Raw genomic sequence first — 20,370 nt, 5'->3', positions numbered from 1 at the left:
GATGCCACCGGTTCAGGGCTGAGGATCAGGCGCTTAGTAGTCGCTCTCGCTGGCGGGCCAGCCCAGCTCGCCAAACAGGCGCAACACATCCTGACCGAGCGGCGCCTGGATCCGCATCGGCACTTTGAGCACCGGATGGGTAAAGCTCAGGGTGCGGGCCACCAGCAGCAGCCGTTCGCAGCCAAAGTGCTCGCGAAAGAAACGGTTGTGACGACCATCCCCATGGGTGGTATCTCCGACGATGGGGTGGAACAGGTGATCCATATGACGGCGCAGCTGATGCTTGCGGCCGGTCTTCGGGAACAATCTGACCAGACTGTAACGACTGGTGGGGTGCTTTTTGGAGACCGCGTGGGGCAGCTCGACCTGATGCAGGCGCCGGAAGGTGGTGACGGCATCCTGCGCCGGACGATCCGGGTTGCTCATGGCATCGGCAATCTTGTCCAGCTGCTCCTTGAGGGGGTAGTCGATCACCCCCTGCTCGGGCGCCCAACCGCGCACCAATGCCAGATACTCCTTGTGCACCTGACGCTGGGTGAAGGCTTCGGTGAGTGCGCGGGCAATCACCGGATCGAGCGCAAACAGCAGCACACCGGAGGTGGGTCGGTCGAGGCGATGCACCGGATAAACATGGCGACCGCCGATGAGATCCCGGGTCATCTGCATGGCAAAACGGGTCTCGCCCTTGTCGAGCCAACTGCGATGCACCAGCAGACCGGACGGCTTGTTGACCGCCACCAGCCACTCATCCTGATAGAGCAGGGTCAGCTTCAGGTCACTCTCTTCTCGGGTTTGATCTGGCATCATTGTTCGATCACTTTGCCGGAAAGCAGCAGGTCGAAGCGGGCGATCAGGCGCAGCAGCGCTTCTGCCTCGGCCAGATCCTCTTTGTAGACTTCGCTGGCCATGGGATAGAGGGAGACGCTGGTGGGCAACGGCGCCTGCAACATCACCAGCTGCTCCATGCGCGGGATCAGCACGAACTGCAGCCACTGATCAAAGCTCAGGGTATCGACACAAAAAGGCAGGGTGCTTGCCAGGGCTTCGTCACCGGGATGGTCAGCTTGCCAGCGCTCAAGGCGCTGCAACTCGGCGGTGAGTTCCCCCAACAGGCCAGCTACCAGCAAATATTGATTCATCTCGCTCTCTTCCTCATCACCACAGATTGATCCGCTGATCCGACAGGGCCAGCCAGGATGCCGGTACATTCGGTCGCGCAGCACCGGCGATTCAGTCGGCTCATCGACATACACGGCAGCCAGCGCGGCCTGCCGCCGTTAAAAAAGGGCGTTACTATACACCTCCCCCCGCATGGCTGCCATGTTGATATCTGCCGCAGCGCACGTCTGCTGCCACTGGCTATCCTCGGCAAGGGCCTTATAATCGGCCCGCATCACCATTAGCCGGATCTCACCATGTCTGCGACGCCTACTGCCATCAATACCTTGACCGAATTTCTGACTCAGGCTGGCACCCAGTTCCAGCTGTTTGACATGGGCCGCCAGGTGCGGCCACTGGCAAGCGATACCTTTGTGCGCATCGAACAGCAGCAAGAGCCCTATCCCTGGCCGCTGCAACAGCACGCCTGGCTCGGTGTGCACTTCTTCCAGCCGAGCGAGTCTCGCCACTACCTCTGGTTCCTCAAGTTTGCCCTCGATGAGCGCGGCCTGCTGATGTCAAATGGCCCCAAGCTGTTCATGGATCAGGTGGTGGAGACCCTGGGCTACAAGCTCACCGGCGATCTGGATGAAGAGAAAGCCCAGCGCTTGGCCGACAATCCCTACACCTTCCGCCCGGCGGAGGCTAAAATGGCCAGTCTGCATGCCAAGCTGGCGCGACAACTGGAGCAGGCCCCTTCTGCCTATTACGATGCCCTCTGCCACTATCTGGCCGCCCCCAACGACACCGGTTGGCAGACGCTGGGGCTGCAGGGCTTTGCCGACCTTGCGGAGCGGCTGCATGATGAGCGCAATCTGGCGCTGATCTGCAAGGCGCTGCCCAAACTGCCGCAAGAGCCGCTCTACGCTCTCTGCCAGAGCCTTGAAAACGCCCCGCTGCCGCCGGCAGTACAAGGCGCCCTGCTCGAGCGGATCGGCAAGGAGCAGGAGTGCGCCGCCCCCAACCCTGAGACCCTGGCCTACCTCTGCCGCGCCATGGCCTCCTGTCCCGGCAGCTCTTTGCGCACCAACAAGCTGCTGACCCTGCTGCAAACCCAGCCGAGCCCTGCGCTGCTGCTCGCCATCGCCGGCCGGCTCTGGCCCGATCTGAAAGATGCCAATCTGCTCAGCCACTATCTGGAACAGCTGGCACTGCAACCGACCCAGTTCTTCAATCAGGTTTTTGCCGAGTTGGTCACTTTACCGGCCCTGCGCAATGATATGCTGGCCAGACTGCGAGACCCCGAGCGCAGCGATGCGCTGGGCAAGGCCATCGGCCGTCTGTTTGCCTCGGCCTGATCCCTCGCCTCCCCCTCACGCCACGAGGCAACACGGCGGGAAATAGAAAGGAGATCGGGAGTGCCGAGCAGGACTCCCGGTTATCGACATCACGATAAGGAAGCCCGCCTATGGGAGAGATGCTCGGAATTTTGTTGCTGATTGCGATTGCCAGCCTGTTCTGGCTGCAACGCCAACAGGCAGAAGTGGCCTGGCAATATGTGCGCCGCTACTGCCAGCACCATGATCTGCAACTGCTGTCACTGGCTCGCCATCGGCGGGAGCTGGCACATAATCCCCTGCGGCTGCTGACCCACTATCAGTTTGAATTTTCCAGCGATGGCGAGAGCCGCTATCAGGGCACCCTCAAGATGCAGGGGCTGCACGTCGTGGGCGTTGATCTGCCACCCCATCGCATCCCCTCTGCCTGATCCCCAATCTCGTCTCTGCGCCCGATGGCTGTGCCTGTCTATAATCTCAGGGATTAAACAAAGGGAGAGACGAGATGGAACCCCTTGTCCACGATCTGCCAGCCCTGTTTGCCCAGCTCGGGATGGCCAACGACGAGCTGAGCCTGCACCGCTTTGTGCACGACCATCACCTCGACAATGAGACCCTGCTGCCGGAGGCCGTTTTCTGGAACGCCGCCCAGGCCAGCTTTCTGCGCGACGCCCTGTGGAACGACTCCGACTGGTGCGAGGCGATCGACCAGCTAGATGTGATGCTGCGCCAGCCCCGCTAAGCCGCCCGCCCCTTTCCTCCCCTGCCGGCTTTGGTTAAGATCCCGCCCCGATATCGATCCCTCCTTCTCACCCAGAGCATGCTTATGTCCGCCCACGAGATCATCCGAATTGCCAACGAGCTGGCCGCCAAGGGCCTGACTCCCACCACAGCCATGATCAAGGCCCGCCTCACCCAGCCCGTGCCGATGGCCGAGCTGCTGAAAGTGCTGAGCCAGTGGAAGCAGCAGCCAGTCGCGGCCGCCGAGAGCGAGATCCTGCCAGAGGCAGCCCCCCAGGCAGCACCGGAGCTCACCCTGCAGCAACTCGCCGAACAGCTCGCGCGCATCGAACAGAAGGTGGATCGCCTGACCGACCTGCTCCTCCAGCAGGGGCAAGGCTGAACCATGTATATCGTCGAACTCTGCTTTGAGTGTTACCGCGATACCTCCCTTGGCGACGCCGAGCGGGCCATCGTCAACTACCTAGACATGCTGCGTTATCAGGGCCAGATCCTCGGGCGGGAGTTCCCCACCAGCATGCATGAGGGCTATTTCGTCAGTCGGGTGGTCTGCCCAGAGCAGGATAGCCTGCACCCCGACAACCAGAGCGAGCAGGTCAAACTGGCCGAACAGCAGCTCAATCAGGCGGGGTTGCTGGCGCCCAAACTCCAGTTGCAGGGGGCGGATCTGCTCTCCGACAGCACAGATCCTTGCGGCCAGCAGGGCGAGCGGCCGAGCTGGATGATGCTCTATACCAGTTTTTTGCATACCTGCTCGCCGCTGCGCTGTGGCGACCACTTCGCCCCCATTCCGCTCTACCAGCTGCCCGCAGTCGCCAACGGAGATCAGAAGCAGATCATCAAGTGGCAGGAGGATTGGGAGGCGTGCGATCAGTTGCAGATGAACGGCTCCATCGCCGAACATGCGGCGCTGCACGAAATCGGCGAAGTGGGCAGCCGCCTCTACCGGCGCGGCACCGATCTGGCCAAACGGCTGGAAGTGCTGAGCGGCATCCCCACCTACTACTACCTCTACCGAGTGGGCGGGCTGAGCGCGGCCGAGGAGAAGGCGCGCTCCTGCCCCAGCTGTGGCGGTGAGTGGGCGCTGGCAGAGCCGCTACACGAGATCTTCGACTTCAAGTGCGACAGCTGTCGCTTGGTCTCCAACCTCTCCTGGGATTTCAAGGATTAAGCGCGTTCCCTGTACGCGATGCCATAAAAAAGAGCCTTGCCGCATGGCAAGGCTCTTTTCGTTCCGATGAGTAACCTTGGCTCGAACAGGTGCTATTGCGGCAACGTCTCCAGCCGTTCCAGAAACGCCGGCAAAGAGGGAGCCAGCGTCAGACGGCGGCCTGAATCGAGCCACTCCAGCCACACCTGACCACTCTCGTTATCAAGGGAAATGAGCGTCATCTCGTTGCGGGTGGTGGCAATGAAGATGGAGGGGGTTCGTTTTAGCTTGCGCAGCATCAGCAGGTGGCCGATGAGGTTCTCCTTGAGCAGGTCGAGATCCGCGTCGTTCCACGGCAGGATCAGTTCAAGGCGCAGCCCCTTGAAAAGGCAGGGGATGGGGCGGCTGAACCAGTGGCCAAACAGGGCAATGGCGCTGGGATGAATTGTCAGCTCAAGGGCATCGGCCATGGCCGTAAAATCGGCGGGCTCGGGGCGATGGTCAGGACGCCAAGCCACCCGACCATCGGCGGGCTCACCAAGCTGGCAGGGGGAACGCCAGTCCGCCTCCCACTCGCACAGGGGCAGGCCTCGTCTGGCCTCGCCATCCCGTTGCCAGCGGGCAAAAAAGTGCTCCAGGGCAGACAAAACTTGATCCGACATCGAAAATCCCCACAATTGCTGGCAAAGTCCGCTATTGCACCACCAAACCCGGTAACAGACAAGGTTGCCAGCCGACCTAGTGACCCGGGAAACAGAACCCGGGATACAGAGAGGCCGACGCCCAAGCCAGACGGCTGCAACCATCCGGCCCTGCAATGGCCCGTTTCATTCCACTCATCATGAGCACATTACGTGAGCAACCCTGTGAGCAAACAAGATAGATACGCCGGGGCCAGCGCCCTGACCGGCCTGAGCCTGGGCCAGCAATCCGATTACATCAGCCAGTACACCCCCTCCCTGCTGCAGCCGGTTCCACGTAGCCTGAACCGGGATGATCTCCAGCTGGGCGATGACCTGCCCTTTAGCGGTTGCGATGTCTGGACCCTCTATGAGCTCTCCTGGCTCAATGCCAAGGGCAAGCCGATGGTGGCGGTGGGGGAAGTGGCCATTCCGGCCACCAGTGCGAGCCTGATCGAATCCAAATCCTTCAAGCTCTACCTCAACTCCTTCAACCAGACCCGTTGCGACTCTATCGAGGCAGTCGCCGCCATGCTGACCAAGGATCTGAGTGCCTGTGCGGGCGAGACCGTCAAGGTGACCCTGTTCCCCCTTGCTCAGGCGCCGCACCAGATTGCCCTGCTGCCCGGCGAGTGCATCGATGAGCAGGATATCGAGGTAGACAATTACGAGTTTGATGCGTCCCTGCTGCAAGGGGCAGCCGGTAGCGATCAGGTAGAAGAGACCCTGCACAGCCACCTGCTCAAATCCAACTGTCTGGTGACCAGCCAGCCCGACTGGGGCTCTGTGGTGATCCGCTACAAGGGGCCGAAACTCGATCGGGAGAAGCTGCTGCGCTATCTCATCTCGTTTCGCCAGCACAACGAGTTCCACGAGCAGTGCATCGAGCGGATCTTTATCGACCTCAAGCACTATTGCCAGCCTGAGCAGTTGACCGTCTATGCCCGCTATACCCGCCGCGGCGGCCTCGACATCAACCCGTTCCGCTCCGATTTCGAAGCCGTGCCCGCCAACCTGCGTCTGATCCGCCAATAAAGTCGAGCTGCGACAGAGAGGGCAGGTACGCTGCCCTCCATGACTGGCAAAAGGCTTCAATTGATGCTTTACGCAGCAGGGATAAGGGTGCTGGATAATAAAATCCAGACGAAACCCACTTGCCGGCCACCAGCAAACCACAGTAAACGCTGGACTCGCAGGGGGGGGCTTGGATAACATGCCAACACCTCTGCGCCGTCCTTAATCCAATGAATCAACTGTTTTTTCTGGCCATGATGATGTCCTCCCTGTCAGCTCCGAATCTGGATCTGGACAAGGAGCAACTCTCTATCGATCTGCAACAAGCGCAATCGATGGTACTGACCGATCCTGCCAGATGCGTCCAGATCACCACCGCCTTCCTGACGCGCGCAGCCAATAATCCCCAGCAAATCATCAGCAATCGCCAGGAGTTCGGTTATCGCGAGCCCATCCTGAGTTACAGCACGGCGGCCCAGACTATAAGCGCCCATCTGCTCAAAGGGGAGTGTCTGCTGCAACTGGGCCAATATCAGGCCACCCAGCAAGCGCTCGACAAGGCGATGGCGCTGGCAGACAAAGAGCGACAACCGGAACTCAAGGCCCACGGCCTCTATCTCAAGATCCGCAGTCAGGCCCTCAAACCGGATAACCAGAGCACCAGCCGTGCCCTGATGGATCAACTGGACGAACAGCTGGCCGTCCCCACGCTCAAGCAGAGCCAGCTCCAGATTTATGGCCGCCTGCAACGCACCAGCTACGACATCGAGAACCAGCACTTCGATGATGCCAAGGCCCACTTGGCAGATGCGCGGATCTGGGCCGCCAAGACCCCCAATCCTCTCGCCAGTGCCTGGGTCAGCGCCATCAGCGGCGATCTTTATCGCGCGCTGCAGCAGCCGCAACTGGCGCTGGGGGAATATATCGATGCCCAGCAACAGGCCAAAAGCCTCAATGACCCGCTCTTTCTCGGCCTGCTGTCGAACCAGATAGTCAAACTCTACCAGCAGGAGCAGGAGCCCCAGAAAGCGCTGCAGTATGCCAATGAGGCGGCCAACTACTTCCACTCCATCGGCAACCCTTCCCTGCTGTGTGACTCCCTGATGGTGCTGGCGCGGCTCAATCGCGAGCAGGGCGACCTCAATATGGCGCTGGTCTACTTCTTTAATGCGCTGGATCTGCTCGATGAGGGGAGCAACCGACCGCAAGCCTCCCTGCTCAAATACGAAATCGGCAAAACCTACCTGCAAAGCGGCAACCTCTCGCTGGCCAGCAACTACCTCAATGCGGCCCGTCAGTCCCATGAGCTGAGCGATGCCAAAGAGCCGCTGATCGATACCCTGTTGCTGCTCGGCGAGCTCTATCTGAAGAAGCAGGAGGCCGCCATCGCCATTCTGCAGTTGGAGAACGCCCGCGCGCTGGCCAATCAGCTCGGCGATACCCGCCGTCAGTACGAGGTATTCCGCCTGTTGTCGCTAGCCTATGAGCAGAAGGGGTATCTGCGTCAGGCACTCGACAGCTACAAGCGCTTCCACCGTCTTGGCGAAGAGGTGCGCCAGCAGGAACAGGCCATGGAGCAGGCGGCGATCCGTGACAACTATGTCCAAGTCGAGCGGGTGCAACATATCAAGGAGCTGGAGCAGCGGCTTAACAACAGCCAGCATCAGCAGGAGCGCTATCTCTGGTCGAGCATCACCACCAGCCTGCTGCTGGCGCTTTTTATCTACCTCTTTTTCACCCTCTGGCTCAAGCTGCGTACTGCCCGCCTGCAACTAAAGCGGACCAATGAAGCCCTGCTGATCGAGCCACGCTCGGGGCTGGCCAACTGGCAACGGCTGATGAACCGCTGGCCGCGGGAGATGGCAAAGCGCCAGCTGAAATCGGATCGCTGGTACCTCAGCGAACAACCCTCCAGCGAGTTCGATGACAAGCTGCACTATCTGCTGTTCCGTGTGCCTTTCCTGGTCAACACGCTGGAGCGCCACGGCTATCAGGCCAGCAGAGAAATCGAGCAGGCCTTCGGTGCCTATATGGACACCCTGACCCCGCAAGATGGCCGTATCTATGACTTGCGTGAAGGACACATGCTCTATGTGGTGCCACAGCGCCACGTCACCAACCTGCATCAACTGGCGGGAGACCTGCTGACCGCCATCGCCGCCTTCCCTTGCAACTATCCGCTGGATCGCCAGATCAGCCTCGGGATTGTCAGTCACCCCTTCCTGCCGAAAGCGGCGACCGCGCTCGATCACAATGGCCTGTTTGACCTCTGCTATCTCGCCCTGTCGGGAGCCATTCAGCTCAGTGAAAAATGCCAGCAAAACGCCTGGTTGGAGCTCGCGGCGATCGATTGCCAACAAGCGGCATTTTTTAATGGAGATGTGTGGCAATGCGGCCTGATGGCAATTGACAAGGGACTGGTAAAAGTCAATTCTTCTCATGAAAAGCAATGGGTTAATTGGCCCAGCCTTGCAAGGAAGCCGGCAGCCGATAACCACCAGGAAATAATGTAGATAACAGGCGAGGATCGAAACCAGGTTCGACCACTGTTGCTATCCAACACCAAAAACAATAATGACAACAGGGCGACCTGATAATGAATGACATCGCTGCCGTAGCAGGACAATTGGCAAGACTCAGGGAATCCCTTCAGCAGAAACAGCTGGAACTCGACGGCGTGCTGTCGTTTTCCGATGCAGAGCGTGCTCGCGGCATCCAGTTTATCAACAAGTTGATGCTCTCCTGCCGTGGTTTCGACCGCGAGCTGGACAATCGCTTCGCCAAGCTCAAGCAGAAACTGGATAACAATCCCGCATTTACCTCGTTGGACGCCGACCTGCTGGCCATTGAAAAATTGCTGCAGCAGCACAGCAATGCGCTGGAAGAGTCGATCACCCTGACCCAAACTGCCATCGATCTTGGTTCCAAACAGCTGAAAACCATCAAGGGCTTCCCGGAAGAGACCCGCAAGTCCCTCAAGGAATTTCTGGCAAGTCCTGCCGGTTACGGCATTGCCGATCACCAGAAGAAGGTGATCAAGCTGCTGGAGTTCTACCAGCAGGCGATCAAGATCCAGCTGCTGCCAAGCCAACCCCTGTTGGCACCTTCAGGTGCAACTCAACAAGCAAGCGATACTGCCAGCAACGATGGCCAGCCCGATGTAGACCCGTTTGATCTAAAAGATCACGCTCGCATCGCCGATGAGTTGCAGCGGCTTATCACCGAACTCGACTTTGCCGGCGCCATCGGCGAGAGCCTGAGCGACATTCGCCGCCAACTGCTGATCGGGATCAACCCTGCCCTGCTGGCGGAAACCTGCCTGCAGGTGATCGAGCTCATCATCGAAGGCACCCGTGAGGAGCGCAAAGCCTCCCGCGCCTTCCTCAGCTCCCTCAACGAGAGTCTGTCCGCAGTACATGTCGGCTTTACCGAATCCCTCGATGAAGGGCGTGCACTGCAAAACGAAACCCGAGAGACCCGCGAAGCACTGGTCAACGAGTTGCAGGCGATCGATCACTCTCTGGCCAGCCATAACTCCATCGATGCGCTCAAGCGCGCCATCTCCGGCCATATGGGCGCCATCAACCTGCTGCTGCAAGAACGGGAAAGTACCGCAGCACGGGAACGTCACCTGCTCACCCGCCTCTCCACCATGGAGTCCAAGCTGCGCTTGATGAAGGAGGAGACCGCCGAGTACAAGAAGCGGCTGACCATTCAAAAACACAAGCTGTTCCTCGACAGCCTGACCCAGGTGCACAACCGGGCCGCCCTCGATGAACGGCTGGAGCAGGAGTACAAACGTTGGCTTCGTTACCGCACTCCGCTCTGCATGGCGATCATCGACATCGATCACTTCAAGAACATCAATGACAACTACGGCCATATGGCGGGTGACAAGGCACTGAAAGTAGTCGCCAAGGCGCTGCAGAGCGCGCTGCGTGACACCGACTTCATCGCCCGTTTTGGTGGGGAAGAGTTCGTGGTGTTGCTGCCCAACATCAACCCGGACAAGTTCCAGAAGCCGCTGGAGACCCTGCGCCAGACCATCAAGAGCATCCCGTTCCGTTTTCGCGATGCCAAGGTGGAGATCACCATCTCCATCGGTGCAACCCTGTTCAAGGATGGGGACAACCCATCAGATGTGTTCGAGCGGGCGGACAAGGCGCTCTACCACTCCAAGCACACCGGTCGGGATCAAGTGACTCTGGCCTGACAAGCGGCTAAAAAAACAGCGAACAGTCGTCGCCCTATTTCCCTCCCCCCTCTATTACCACTACTATCGATCTCAGGGGATGCAACATAGCGTCCCCTTTTCTCCCCAGGGAAAAGCACAACGATAACAAGTGAGTAAAGGGGAACCTATGATTACGCACATCAATCCCGTTGGCAGCATGGATTTGCTGTCACAGCTTGAGGTGGATCGCCTCAAGCAGACTGCCTCCAGCGATATCTATCAACTGTTTCGCAACTGCTCGCTGGCAGTGCTCAATTCAGGTAGCCATACCGACAGCTCCAAGGAGATCCTGGAGCGTTTCAAATCGTTCGATATTCATGTGATCCGGCGCGAGCGCGGGGTCAAGCTGGAACTGTTCAATGCCCCCGAACACGCCTTTGTCGATGGCGAGATCATTCGCGGCATTCAGGAGCACCTCTTCTCGGTGCTGCGCGACATTCTCTATGTCTCCAATCAGCTCGAGTCCAACCGCCAGGTCAATCTGACCAACTCCACTCATATCTCCAATGTGGTGTTCGCCATCCTGCGCAACGCCAAGGTGATCCTGCCCGGCGCCGATCCCAACCTGATCGTCTGCTGGGGTGGCCACTCCATCAACGAGATCGAGTACCAGTACACCCGTGCCGTGGGCAGCGAGCTGGGCTTGCGTGAGCTGAATATCTGTACCGGCTGTGGCCCTGGCGCCATGGAGGGCCCAATGAAGGGGGCCGCCGTCGGTCATGCCAAACAGCGGGTGCGCAACGGGCGCTACATCGGCCTCACGGAGCCTTCCATCATTGCGGCAGAACCGCCCAACCCCATCGTCAACGAACTGGTGATCCTGCCGGATATCGAGAAGCGACTTGAAGCCTTCGTGCGTCTGGGCCACGGCATCATCATCTTCCCGGGCGGGGTGGGCACCGCCGAAGAGCTGCTCTATCTGCTCGGCATCATGATGCATCCGGCCAACGAGCGGCAGCCGATGCCCATCATCCTGACCGGCCCGAAAGAGAGTGCCGACTACTTCCGTGCCATCGACGACTTCATCAAGGCAACCCTCGGTGAACCTGCGACCAAGCTCTACCGGATCATTGTCGGCGATGCGCCGGAAGTGGCCCGGGTGATGAAAGAGGCGATGCCGAAAATCCGCGAATACCGCAAATCGGTCGGCGATGCCTACTCCTTCAACTGGTCCCTCAAGATTGAGCCGGAGTTCCAGCTCCCCTTCGAACCGGATCACGCCAGCATGGCCAGTCTGGATCTTCACCGCAACCAGCCGCCCCAGTTGCTGGCCGCCAACCTGCGTCGAGCCTTCTCCGGCATCGTCGCTGGCAACGTCAAGGAAGGGGGCATTCGCGCCATCGAGAAGAAAGGCCCCTTCAAGCTGCACGGCGACAAGGAGCTGATGCACCTGATGGACAAGCTGCTGGAGAGTTTCGTCAAGCAGCAGCGGATGAAGCTGCCGGGCAGCCAGTATGTGCCCTGCTACGAAATCGTCCGCTAGGGTACAGATACATCATCGACAGAGGGGCGCATCGGCGCCCCTCTTTATTGGTGCTATGCCTTCCCGACCGCCATCAATCCCCATAAGGCGAGCGGTTTGTTACAATGGGGCGTCCCGACCGCCAAGAGTGCCCCATGTCAACTATCCGGCCACACCTGCTCATCATCGATGCCCTCAACCTCATTCGCCGTCTGCACGCGGTACAGGCCCAGCAGGCACTGACCCCTGCCCAGGCACTGGTCGCAACCCGCGCCAACCTTATCAATACCTGCCGCAAGCTGCTGGCCAATAGCGAGCCAACCCATGTCATTGCCGTGTTTGATGGCGAGGTGCATAGCTGGCGCAAGGAGGTCTATCCGGCCTACAAGGAGGGGCGAACCCCCATGCCCCCTGAACTGCGTGAGGGGTTGGCGACCCTGCAGGATGCCTTTTGGGAGTGCGGGGTCGACGCTCTGCTCTCCGAGACCGATGAAGCGGATGATCTTATCGCCACTCTCGCCTGCGGCATCGCCAGCCATGGCCATCAAGCGACCATCATCTCCACCGACAAGGGCTTCTGCCAGCTCATCTGCCCGCAGATCCGGGTACGCGACTACTTCAACAAACGCTGGCTGGATGCGGCCTTCGTCCAGCAGCAATATGGGGTAGCCCCTGCTCAGCTGGTCGATTTCTGGGCGCTTACCGGTATCGGGGGCTCCAATATCAAGGGGGTTCCGGGGATCGGCCCCAAGACCGCCACCCAGCTGTTGCTGCAATATGGCAATCTGGCGGCCATGCTCGAGGTCTGCCAGCAAGAGGACACCGCCAAACCACTGCTCAAACTGCGCCAACATCAGGATGAGGCCCTGCTGGCCCAGCGGCTGGTGCGCTTGCAGCGGGATATTCCGCTGGGATTCAACCTGCGGGACATCCGCTACCCGCCCCAGCCAGACTAAAGTGCCGAACAAAAATGCAGGCAAGGGCGTGAACCATGACGAGACTCACCCTCGCTGTTGATAAAAGTGAGTAGAATGTAAAGGAATGTGGTTGGTTTGCTGAGTAAATGCTATAAAGCAGCCCCATCCTCCCCTATACCCTAGAAGTGGAACCCTCTCATGTCCAAAAGAAAAATTACCGTGATCCCCGGCGACGGCATTGGCCCCAGCATCATTGAATCAGCCATCCAGATCCTGACCCATGCGGGCTGTGACTTTGAGTACGAATACGCTGATGCGGGTCTGGTTGCCCTCGAGAAGCATGGCGAGCTGCTGCCCCAGGCTACCCTGGATCTGATTGAGAAGAACAAGGTGAGCCTGAAAGGGCCATTGACCACCCCGGTCGGCGGCGGTTTTACCTCCATCAACGTCTCCCTGCGCAAGAAATTCAACCTCTACGCCAACGTGCGTCCGGTCATCTCCTTCAAGGGCACCAGAAGCCGTTACGACAACATCGACATCATCACAGTGCGTGAAAACACCGAAGGGATGTACTCGGGAGCAGGTCAGAAGCGCAGCGATGACAACAAGAGTGCCGAGGCGATGAGCATCATCACCCGCGAAGGGGCCGAGCGCATCGTCAAGTTCGCCTTCGAGCTGGCCCGTCAGGAAGGGCGCAAGAAGGTCACCATCATCCACAAGGCGAACATCCTCAAGTCGACCTCCGGCCTGTTCCTCGAAGTGGCACGTGAAATCGCCAGCCACTACCCAGATATCCAGAGCGAAGAGATGATCGTCGATGCCGCCTGCATGAACCTGGTGATGTACCCGGAGCGTTTCGATGTCATGGTCACCACCAACCTGTTCGGCGATATCCTTTCGGATCTTTGCGCCGGTCTGGTTGGCGGCCTTGGTATGGCGCCCGGCGCCAACATCGGCGATGGCGCCGCCATCTTCGAAGCGGTGCACGGCTCGGCACCGGATATCGCAGGCAAGAATATCGCCAACCCGACCTCGGTGATCCTAGCCTCCATCCAGATGCTGGAGTACCTCGGCATGCAGGATAAAGCAGAGCGGATCCGCGAAGCAGTACGAGCCACCATCGAATCCGGTGATCGGGTCACCCGCGATCTGGGTGGCACGGCTTCCACCAGCGAATTCACCCAGGCCATCATCGATCGTCTGTGAGTTAATTCATTGATTTTAAAAGGGAGCTTCTGCTCCCTTTTTTATATTTCCGAATCCTTTGCCACTCCCCGAACAGCAACTATGTTCAATAGAGAAGAAGAACAGGGAGTGTTTTTCATGAAGGGATACGGGTGCTATCTGGTTTCGGGTCTGATGCTGGTTTGTGGTACTGCCAGTGCTTTCGAGCAGGATCAACAGACCCAAACCGCCAAACTGCCACAGCAGGAAAAACGGACTGCCACCGAGGTATGGCGCTCGAGCCTGAATACCAACGACCTGCTCAAGGCACCCAAACCCCTGTCGTTTGGTATTGAAGTCTCCACCGACAACTTTGGTAATCAAAAGATCACCTCCTACCCGCAGCTTAATCTAACCCCGGAAAAGAGCGTCAGTCTGTCGGTTGAACGCTTCAGACCCAAGGTCAAGTTCAAGGCTGGCGGAATGAACACCGCCCTCAGGCTGAGAGGAGACGGGATAAAGATGCAATTCAATCCGGTCGACAAAACCATCCCGCTGCAGATAGAGATCAAGGTGACCGACGACGAATCCTCCCTGCGCCTCGATTACCGTTTCTGATATTTTCCGGCAGCCGAATAGCAAAAGGCCGACAGGTTTCCCTGTCGGCCTTGGTATTTATCGTACGGGCAGAACTGCTACATCACGCCTTGGGCTCGAGTTTGGAGACCCAGTACTTGTTGTAAACATGCACGGTGATCTCTTCTCGATCGTGATAGAGCTGCTTGGCCTGGATCACGAACGCGTTGTCGATCTCCTTGAGCATCTCGCGCAGCACTTCGATATTGTGTACCGATTCGGCATAACGCTTCTTCATCGGCAGCTTGAGGTTGAACATCGCCTCCTGGCAGTCACCCTCACGGAACCAGTCCGCAATCATGTGAACGACCCGCGCCGGTTTATCAACCATGTCGCACACCAGCCAGTAGGTGTTCTTCTTGCTCGGACGCCAGACGAAACCGTCATCCCGGATATGCTTGACCTGACCGGTATCCATCAGGGATTGGGCCATCATGCCGTTGTCGACCGCCGTCACCATCATGCCACGACGCACCAGCTGATAGGTCCAACCGCCCGGGCAGGCACCCAGATCCACCGCCTTCAGACCGGAGCAGAGACGCATATCCCACTCTTCCCGCGGCACGAACACGTAAAACGCCTCTTCCAGCTTGAGGCTGGAGCGGCTCGGCGCATCGGCCGGGAAGCGCAGACGCGGGATCCCCATGTGGAATCCGGAGTTGTTGAACGAATAGGAGTAGCCCAGCAAGACATGATCATTGGCCATGAAGAAGGCGTGGAACACCGGACGGTTCGGCGTCTCCTTCTTGGTCAGGATCTCGTTGCTGCGCAGCGCCTGACGAAGCGGCACGGTGAACTTGCGGCAGAAGGCCGACAGCTCTTTCGCTTCGTTGGTGTCCGCGGTTTCGACCCGCAGATCACCGCAAATGGTGTAGTCACTCACCGTCTCAAGGATCGGGGAGATCCTGTCCGCGATATCCAGCTCCTTCAGCTCATGGGTGACCACCAGCATCTGGCGGATGAAGATGAGCTCCCGGAATGGCAGCTTGCGAGCCAGCAGGTCCGCCTGCTCCTCGTCATACAGTTCGAAGATCACATAACCGCTGTCGTCCTTGACCCGGGCGAAACCGTAGCACTGCATGTTACCGGCACGCTCGGTGATCTCTGCAGCCGCCTCTTTCTCAAAACCGGGGCGGCAATAAAGCAGCAGATTATTCATTTTTTCCTCCAAGACGACAGCCGGCCCAAATCAAAGCCGCCCATCCCAACATAAAACAGAGGCCACCGGCCGGGGTAATCAGCCCCAGCCCCTTGCTGCCAAGCAGCACCATGGCGTAAATACTGCCGGAGAATCCGAAGATCCCCAGCACAAAAGCGGTGCCAGCCAGGTGGATCACCTTGCTGCGCACACCACACCAGCCCAGAACCAGCAGGGCCAATGCGTGAAAAAACTGATACTGCACGGCGGTATTGAACGCCGCCAGACGCTCGGGCGTAATGCCGGTCGCCGCCAATCCATGAGCGCCATAAGCCCCCAACATGGTGGCCGTCAACCCGAAGAGACCGGCCAGTATCAGCCAATGTCGATGGATCTGCATCCTCACACTCCCTCTCTCATCACGGCTGGCCATAAGGCCAACTCTCTCTTGCTATCCGTGCCGGGCGACAAAATGGCTGATGGCCGCCGCTACATGCTGCATATTCTCCTGCTCACTCACGCCACTGGCTTTACGCGGTTTGAAACCATGATCACCATCGGTCAACCAATGGACCGATACGGCGGGTGAGAAGGGGAAATCGGCCAGTTCGGCGCGACTACCGAAGGTATCGCGCTCCCCCTGCAACAGCAGAGTCGGCCACTGCAATATGCTTGAGTACCTCGCCTCGCCAGTTGTCGGGCTTGGCCGGAGGGTGGAAAGGATACCCGAGAATGAGCAATCCTGCAGCATTCATCTCACCCTCGCCTTCGCTATACAGTTCCGCCGCCATCCGCCCCCCCATCGACTTGCCCGCCAGAAACAGCCGTGGATGGGCAAACTCGCGGATCATGTCGCGCCAATGAGCAAAAAGCACAGGCGCCCTGTCCGGCGTGCGGCGCTTGCCATCCTGTGCACGCTTTGTCATGTAGGGAAAGTTGAAGCGCACCACTTCGATGTCGGGGCCAGCCAGCAGGCGTGACAACTCGGCAAGAAAAACATGCTCCATCCCGGCGCCTGCCCCGTGGGCCAGCAAAATGCGAACGGGGGCATCAACTGCCCCCTCGCGGATCACATCAGGCATCGGCGAGCCTTGCTCTGCGACGCGCCTCTTCCTGCTCCACCAGCTCCAGCATCCAGTCGCGGAAGGCAACGATCTTGCCCTGATCCGACTGTTGTTCCTGGCACACCAGATAGAAGGCATTTTTGCTCACCAGCACCTGCTCGAACGGGCAGATAAGGCGGCCGGCCTCAATCTCGGGTTGCGCCAGCACGCTGTGGCCAAGCGCCACCCCCTGGCCGTGGATCGCCGCCTGGATCACCATGGTGGAGTGGCTGAAGATGGGCCCCTGATTGACGTTGGGTGCATCAATATCTAGCTGGCGAAACCAGGCCTTCCAGTCGCGGCGGGAGGTATCGTGCAGCAGGGTATGAAGAGTCAAATCTTGCGGCGTACGCAGCGGTTTGGGCCCGGTCAGCAGCAAGGGGGAACAGACCGGGATCAGATATTCGGTATGCAGCTTGTCCGAGCGCAGACCCGGCCAGTTGCCGCGCCCGTAGTAGATGGCCACATCCACATCGTCGGTGAGCGACCCTTCGTCGAGATCGACCGCCTTGATCCGCACGTCGATATCGGGGTGGCGCTCGCTGAACTTGACCAACCGCGGCACCAGCCACTGGATGGCGAAACTAGGCTGCAAACTGACAGTCAACGCCCCCTTGGCACTGCGGGCCAGCAGCTTGTCGGTCGCCTCAGAGATGGAGGCAAAGATGTCCTTGATATCCAGGAAATAGCCCTGCCCCTCTTCGGTCAGCAACAAGGAGCGATTTTTGCGGCGGAACAGCTTGATGCCAAGATACTCCTCCAGCGCCTTGATCTGGTGACTGATGGCAGCCTGAGTCACAAACAACTCTTCTGCTGCGCGGGTAAAGCTTAAGTGACGAGCCGCTGCTTCAAAGGCCTTGAGGGCATTGAGCGGGGGTAAACGACGAGACATGACACCAGCCGACGATGAGTTTTTCTAATGGGGCGCATTATAATTTGTCGGTTGCGGGTCGACCAGTGAATAAACATAATTCGCCCAGCAACCAGTCGTCATATGGCTCACATTTTCTACTACGTGTTGGTTTACATGTGTTTTTAGTGAGCCTTTCGACTGTGATTGTGGTGTTGTGTTTCTTCCTCTGCGGGAAGAGGGGCTCAAATCTCACCGGTTTGACCCAGTCTGTCATCTGAATGTGTTTGGCGCCTCCAGCTGGATGGCGCCTTTTTTCATCCCTTCTATACCTTGAACTGCCCCACCAGCTGCTGCTGTTTATCCGCCAGCGCAGAGAGCTCGCGACCATTTTCGGCGGAGGTCGCCGCCTCGGCCCGAATGGTGTGGCTCACATCGCGAATGTTGCTGACGTTGCGGTTGATCTCGTCCGCCACCCGGCTCTGCTCCTGCGCCGCCCGGGCAATCTGCTCGTTCATCTGATGGATGGTGGAGACCGACTGGATAATCTGCTCCAGCACCTGCACCGAGAGATCCACCTTGGCGAGCGTCTCGTCAGCCTGACCATGACCATCTCGGATCGCCTTGACCACGGCGCCGGTACCGGATTGCAGTTGGCTGATCAGAGTCTGGATCTCGACGATGGCATTCTGGGTGCGACCGGCCAGATTGCGCACCTCATCGGCCACCACGGCAAAGCCACGGCCCTGCTCACCGGCCCGCGCCGCTTCAATAGCCGCATTCAGCGCCAGCAAGTTGGTCTGCTCGGCAATCCCCTGGATCACGGTGAGAATATCGTTGATGTTGTCGCTGTTGGCGGAGAGCCGCTCCACCACCGGCTGGGCATCGTTGATAATGGTCATCAGCTTGCGCATCGCCTCCTGGGTGTCAGCAACGACATATTTGCCCTCTTGCGCTGCAGCGTCAGTGGTGTTGGCAGCCGCCACCGCCGAGCCGGCATTACCGGAGACCTGCAACGCGGTGGCGCTCAGCTCTTCAAATGCCGTCGCCACCAGATCGATCTCCTGATACTGGGCCTGCATGCCGCTGCTGGTGCGCTCGGCCACTTGCGCGGCTCGCTCGGCACTGTTACGCGTACCGGAGACGGTATCAATCACCTGACTGATGGTGGATTGCAACTTGTTGAGGAAGCTGTTGAACCACTTGGCCAGCTCGCCGATCTCGTCTTGCCGCTGGATCTCGATACGCTGGGTCAAATCCCCCTCACCACTGGCGATATCCTTGAGGCGGGCAACTACGGCGCGGATGGGTGCCACAATCTGGCGCGCCATCAACCAGATAAAACTCAGGGCAACCAGCGAGATCAGCACTCCGATCGACAGCTGCGAGACCACGCTGCGATTGGCCTCACTGGCCAGCTCATCTTGCAGTTGCTGGGCCGAGGCCAGCACTACGGCCCGTGGCAATTCAATGTAGATGCCCCATTTACGGTCGGTGCCACGCATGGATACCGGGACAAAGGTCTGCAACAGGGCGCCGTCGCTGCTCCAGCGAGTCAGCTCCTGCCCCTGACTGAGCCAGCCTTTCAGCTCGCTGACCAGCCCCTGATACTTCTGATCCAACCCGCGCCCCATGGTCACATCGAACTCATCGGCTCCCGCCACGCGCCCCTCGTGGCTGACCAGCAAGATTCTGCCCTTGCCGTCATAGAGCTCCTTGTCCATGGTACTGACCAGACTCTGCAAAGTGGCCAGCGAGATATCGACCCCGACCATCCCCAGCAAGGTCTCCTGCTCCAGCAGCGGGACCGTCACCGAGGTCATCAATATCTGTTTATCGCCCACATCGTCCAGATAGGGCTCCAGCAGGCAGAGGGCACGGGTGCGAATGCTGCAGCGATACCACTCGTTTTCGATGCCACCAGCCTCGGTCGGGCTCTCATCGGCCAGTACATCCTCATTCTGCACTTCCGGCTCTATCTTGCCGTTGTCATAGGCCCAGTAACTGGAAAAACGCCCCTTGTCGTTGGAACCCAGCGCCGTTGAGCCCTGATAGTTGCTGTCTTCCCCATCCAGCTGATCAGGCTCGAACACCGCATAGACACCAAGCAGATTGGTCGATGAGGCAACGGCATCGTGCAGTTGCTGATTGACGGCGCTGCGCAGCGCCTCCGAATGGACAAAGTTCTCGGCCGCATTCTTGCGCTGGAACAACACGCTCTCCGCCAGCAAACTGGCCCGGAAATAGGCCTCATCGAGATAGCTGGTCACCTTGGCAGCCTGCTCCGAGCCCATCGCCTTCATCCAGTTCTCGGCAGACTGCTGCGCCTCGTGCATGGTGGCTTGCCGCACCTGCTGCTGCATCTTGTTCGCGTTGTAAATCGAAGAGGCAACCAGAGCGGCGGCTGTCACCAACAGACAGCAACCGGCGATCAGGGTAATCCGACCCTGGACAGAAAGAGCGCTCATGCCAATATTCCTACGTCATACAGATATGGATAGATTATCGACTTTATAAACAAAAACCTAAGGAAGGTGCGAATAAGCGGGGAAATTCTCCTCGGCTGACTCAGTCATTTCATTTCTTCATGTTTGAGCCGATTTTTTCTCCCGTAAATGCCTTGAATCAGCCTATTTAGACCGTTTCTTCGCCATTTAAGGCGTTATTCCCAGTTTTTAGTGAGATCTCTCCCACTGACGTATCATTTGGTCCGCCCGAAACAGGTTGGCCAGCGTGAATAACATCGCCAGTTGGTTATCGTTTTTCAGCAACCCCTTGTATCTGGCTTTCACGAAGCCGAACTGTCGCTTGATGATGCGAAACGGGTGCTCCACCTTGGCCCGGAT

General features: G+C 58.7%; 20 protein-coding genes and 1 pseudogene. 12 read left to right on the top strand and 9 right to left on the bottom strand.

Features of this window, described 5'->3' with window-relative positions:
* Positions 1 to 33: 33 nt before the first annotated feature.
* Both truC and OKC42_RS05325 read right to left on the bottom strand, forming a co-directional pair.
* Positions 34 to 807, bottom strand: a complete 774-nt coding sequence (gene truC / locus OKC42_RS05330) for a tRNA pseudouridine(65) synthase TruC (RefSeq protein ID WP_270819195.1) — start codon at positions 805 to 807, stop codon at positions 34 to 36.
* Positions 804 to 1,139: a YqcC family protein gene (locus OKC42_RS05325; protein ID WP_005338596.1), complete on the bottom strand. Its 336-nt coding sequence runs from the start codon at positions 1,137 to 1,139 to the stop codon at positions 804 to 806. The genes truC and OKC42_RS05325 overlap by 4 nt, the downstream gene beginning before the upstream one ends.
* Before the next feature lie 276 nt (positions 1,140 to 1,415).
* Between OKC42_RS05325 and OKC42_RS05320 the strand changes: the two genes are divergently transcribed.
* The 5 genes from OKC42_RS05320 (at position 1,416) to OKC42_RS05300 (ending at position 4,347) form a co-directional block, all read left to right on the top strand.
* Positions 1,416 to 2,456 carry a DUF3549 family protein gene (locus tag OKC42_RS05320; RefSeq protein WP_216949530.1) on the top strand — a complete coding sequence of 347 codons (1,041 nt, stop codon included), beginning with the start codon at positions 1,416 to 1,418 and terminating at the stop codon, positions 2,454 to 2,456.
* 110 nt (positions 2,457 to 2,566) lie between these two features.
* Positions 2,567 to 2,866, top strand: a complete 300-nt coding sequence (locus OKC42_RS05315; protein ID WP_216949531.1) for a DUF3301 domain-containing protein — start codon at positions 2,567 to 2,569, stop codon at positions 2,864 to 2,866.
* Between the two features lie 74 nt (positions 2,867 to 2,940).
* Positions 2,941 to 3,177: a DUF2789 family protein gene (locus tag OKC42_RS05310; RefSeq protein WP_064338556.1), complete on the top strand. Its 237-nt coding sequence runs from the start codon at positions 2,941 to 2,943 to the stop codon at positions 3,175 to 3,177.
* Between the two features lie 84 nt (positions 3,178 to 3,261).
* Positions 3,262 to 3,558 (top strand): DNA-binding protein, encoded by a 297-nt coding sequence (locus OKC42_RS05305; RefSeq protein ID WP_219263292.1) that lies wholly within the window; start codon positions 3,262 to 3,264, stop codon positions 3,556 to 3,558.
* A 3-nt stretch (positions 3,559 to 3,561) separates the two neighbouring features.
* Positions 3,562 to 4,347: a Zn-ribbon-containing protein gene (locus tag OKC42_RS05300; RefSeq protein WP_219263291.1), complete on the top strand. Its 786-nt coding sequence runs from the start codon at positions 3,562 to 3,564 to the stop codon at positions 4,345 to 4,347.
* Between the two features lie 92 nt (positions 4,348 to 4,439).
* Here the strand turns inward: OKC42_RS05300 and syd are convergent, their stop codons facing one another.
* On the bottom strand, positions 4,440 to 4,988 hold the full coding sequence (gene syd / locus OKC42_RS05295; RefSeq protein WP_181269137.1) for a SecY-interacting protein: 549 nt from the start codon (positions 4,986 to 4,988) through the stop codon (positions 4,440 to 4,442).
* 204 nt (positions 4,989 to 5,192) lie between these two features.
* Here syd and queF point away from each other — a divergent pair, with 204 nt between their 5' ends.
* From queF to OKC42_RS05260, 7 genes are all read left to right on the top strand, one after another.
* Positions 5,193 to 6,041, top strand: coding sequence for an NADPH-dependent 7-cyano-7-deazaguanine reductase QueF (queF, locus tag OKC42_RS05290; protein WP_270819194.1), 849 nt, complete (start codon positions 5,193 to 5,195; stop codon positions 6,039 to 6,041).
* Positions 6,042 to 6,250: 209 nt separating this feature from the next.
* A complete protein-coding gene (locus tag OKC42_RS05285; RefSeq protein WP_270656291.1) occupies positions 6,251 to 8,533 on the top strand; it encodes a tetratricopeptide repeat protein in 2,283 nt (760 codons plus the stop codon).
* 83 nt (positions 8,534 to 8,616) lie between these two features.
* Positions 8,617 to 10,233 (top strand): GGDEF domain-containing protein, encoded by a 1,617-nt coding sequence (locus OKC42_RS05280; protein WP_244775407.1) that lies wholly within the window; start codon positions 8,617 to 8,619, stop codon positions 10,231 to 10,233.
* A gap of 148 nt (positions 10,234 to 10,381) precedes the next feature.
* Positions 10,382 to 11,737: a nucleotide 5'-monophosphate nucleosidase PpnN gene (gene ppnN / locus OKC42_RS05275; RefSeq protein ID WP_005338611.1), complete on the top strand. Its 1,356-nt coding sequence runs from the start codon at positions 10,382 to 10,384 to the stop codon at positions 11,735 to 11,737.
* A 134-nt stretch (positions 11,738 to 11,871) separates the two neighbouring features.
* The gene (gene xni / locus OKC42_RS05270; RefSeq protein ID WP_123173615.1) at positions 11,872 to 12,672 is read left to right on the top strand and encodes a flap endonuclease Xni; all 801 of its coding nucleotides are present in this window, start codon (positions 11,872 to 11,874) and stop codon (positions 12,670 to 12,672) included.
* A gap of 159 nt (positions 12,673 to 12,831) precedes the next feature.
* A complete protein-coding gene (locus OKC42_RS05265) occupies positions 12,832 to 13,839 on the top strand; it encodes an isocitrate dehydrogenase (protein ID WP_005349723.1) in 1,008 nt (335 codons plus the stop codon).
* A 117-nt stretch (positions 13,840 to 13,956) separates the two neighbouring features.
* Positions 13,957 to 14,415, top strand: a complete 459-nt coding sequence (locus OKC42_RS05260; protein ID WP_005349721.1) for a hypothetical protein — start codon at positions 13,957 to 13,959, stop codon at positions 14,413 to 14,415.
* Between the two features lie 82 nt (positions 14,416 to 14,497).
* Here the strand turns inward: OKC42_RS05260 and rlmM are convergent, their stop codons facing one another.
* The 6 genes and pseudogenes from rlmM to OKC42_RS05230 form a co-directional block, all read right to left on the bottom strand.
* Positions 14,498 to 15,592: a 23S rRNA (cytidine(2498)-2'-O)-methyltransferase RlmM gene (gene rlmM / locus OKC42_RS05255; protein WP_270819193.1), complete on the bottom strand. Its 1,095-nt coding sequence runs from the start codon at positions 15,590 to 15,592 to the stop codon at positions 14,498 to 14,500.
* Positions 15,585 to 15,971 (bottom strand): DUF423 domain-containing protein, encoded by a 387-nt coding sequence (locus tag OKC42_RS05250; protein WP_270819192.1) that lies wholly within the window; start codon positions 15,969 to 15,971, stop codon positions 15,585 to 15,587. The genes rlmM and OKC42_RS05250 overlap by 8 nt, the downstream gene beginning before the upstream one ends.
* A 51-nt stretch (positions 15,972 to 16,022) precedes the next feature.
* Positions 16,023 to 16,653, bottom strand: a pseudogene (locus tag OKC42_RS05245) (alpha/beta family hydrolase).
* Positions 16,646 to 17,566, bottom strand: coding sequence for a transcriptional regulator GcvA (locus tag OKC42_RS05240; protein WP_005338622.1), 921 nt, complete (start codon positions 17,564 to 17,566; stop codon positions 16,646 to 16,648). Before OKC42_RS05240 ends, OKC42_RS05245 begins: the two are co-directional and overlap by 8 nt.
* A gap of 284 nt (positions 17,567 to 17,850) precedes the next feature.
* Positions 17,851 to 19,992: a methyl-accepting chemotaxis protein gene (locus tag OKC42_RS05235; RefSeq protein WP_151286740.1), complete on the bottom strand. Its 2,142-nt coding sequence runs from the start codon at positions 19,990 to 19,992 to the stop codon at positions 17,851 to 17,853.
* A 207-nt stretch (positions 19,993 to 20,199) separates the two neighbouring features.
* The coding region (locus tag OKC42_RS05230) for a transposase (RefSeq protein ID WP_144033373.1) at positions 20,200 to 20,370 on the bottom strand (171 nt) is incomplete at its 5' end.

The organism is Aeromonas sp. Y311-2, assembly GCF_027706025.1.
Taxonomy (GTDB): domain Bacteria; phylum Pseudomonadota; class Gammaproteobacteria; order Enterobacterales; family Aeromonadaceae; genus Aeromonas; species Aeromonas veronii.
The sequence above is the reverse complement of the archived record's forward strand: the minus strand, read 5'-3'. Positions and strand labels throughout refer to the sequence as shown.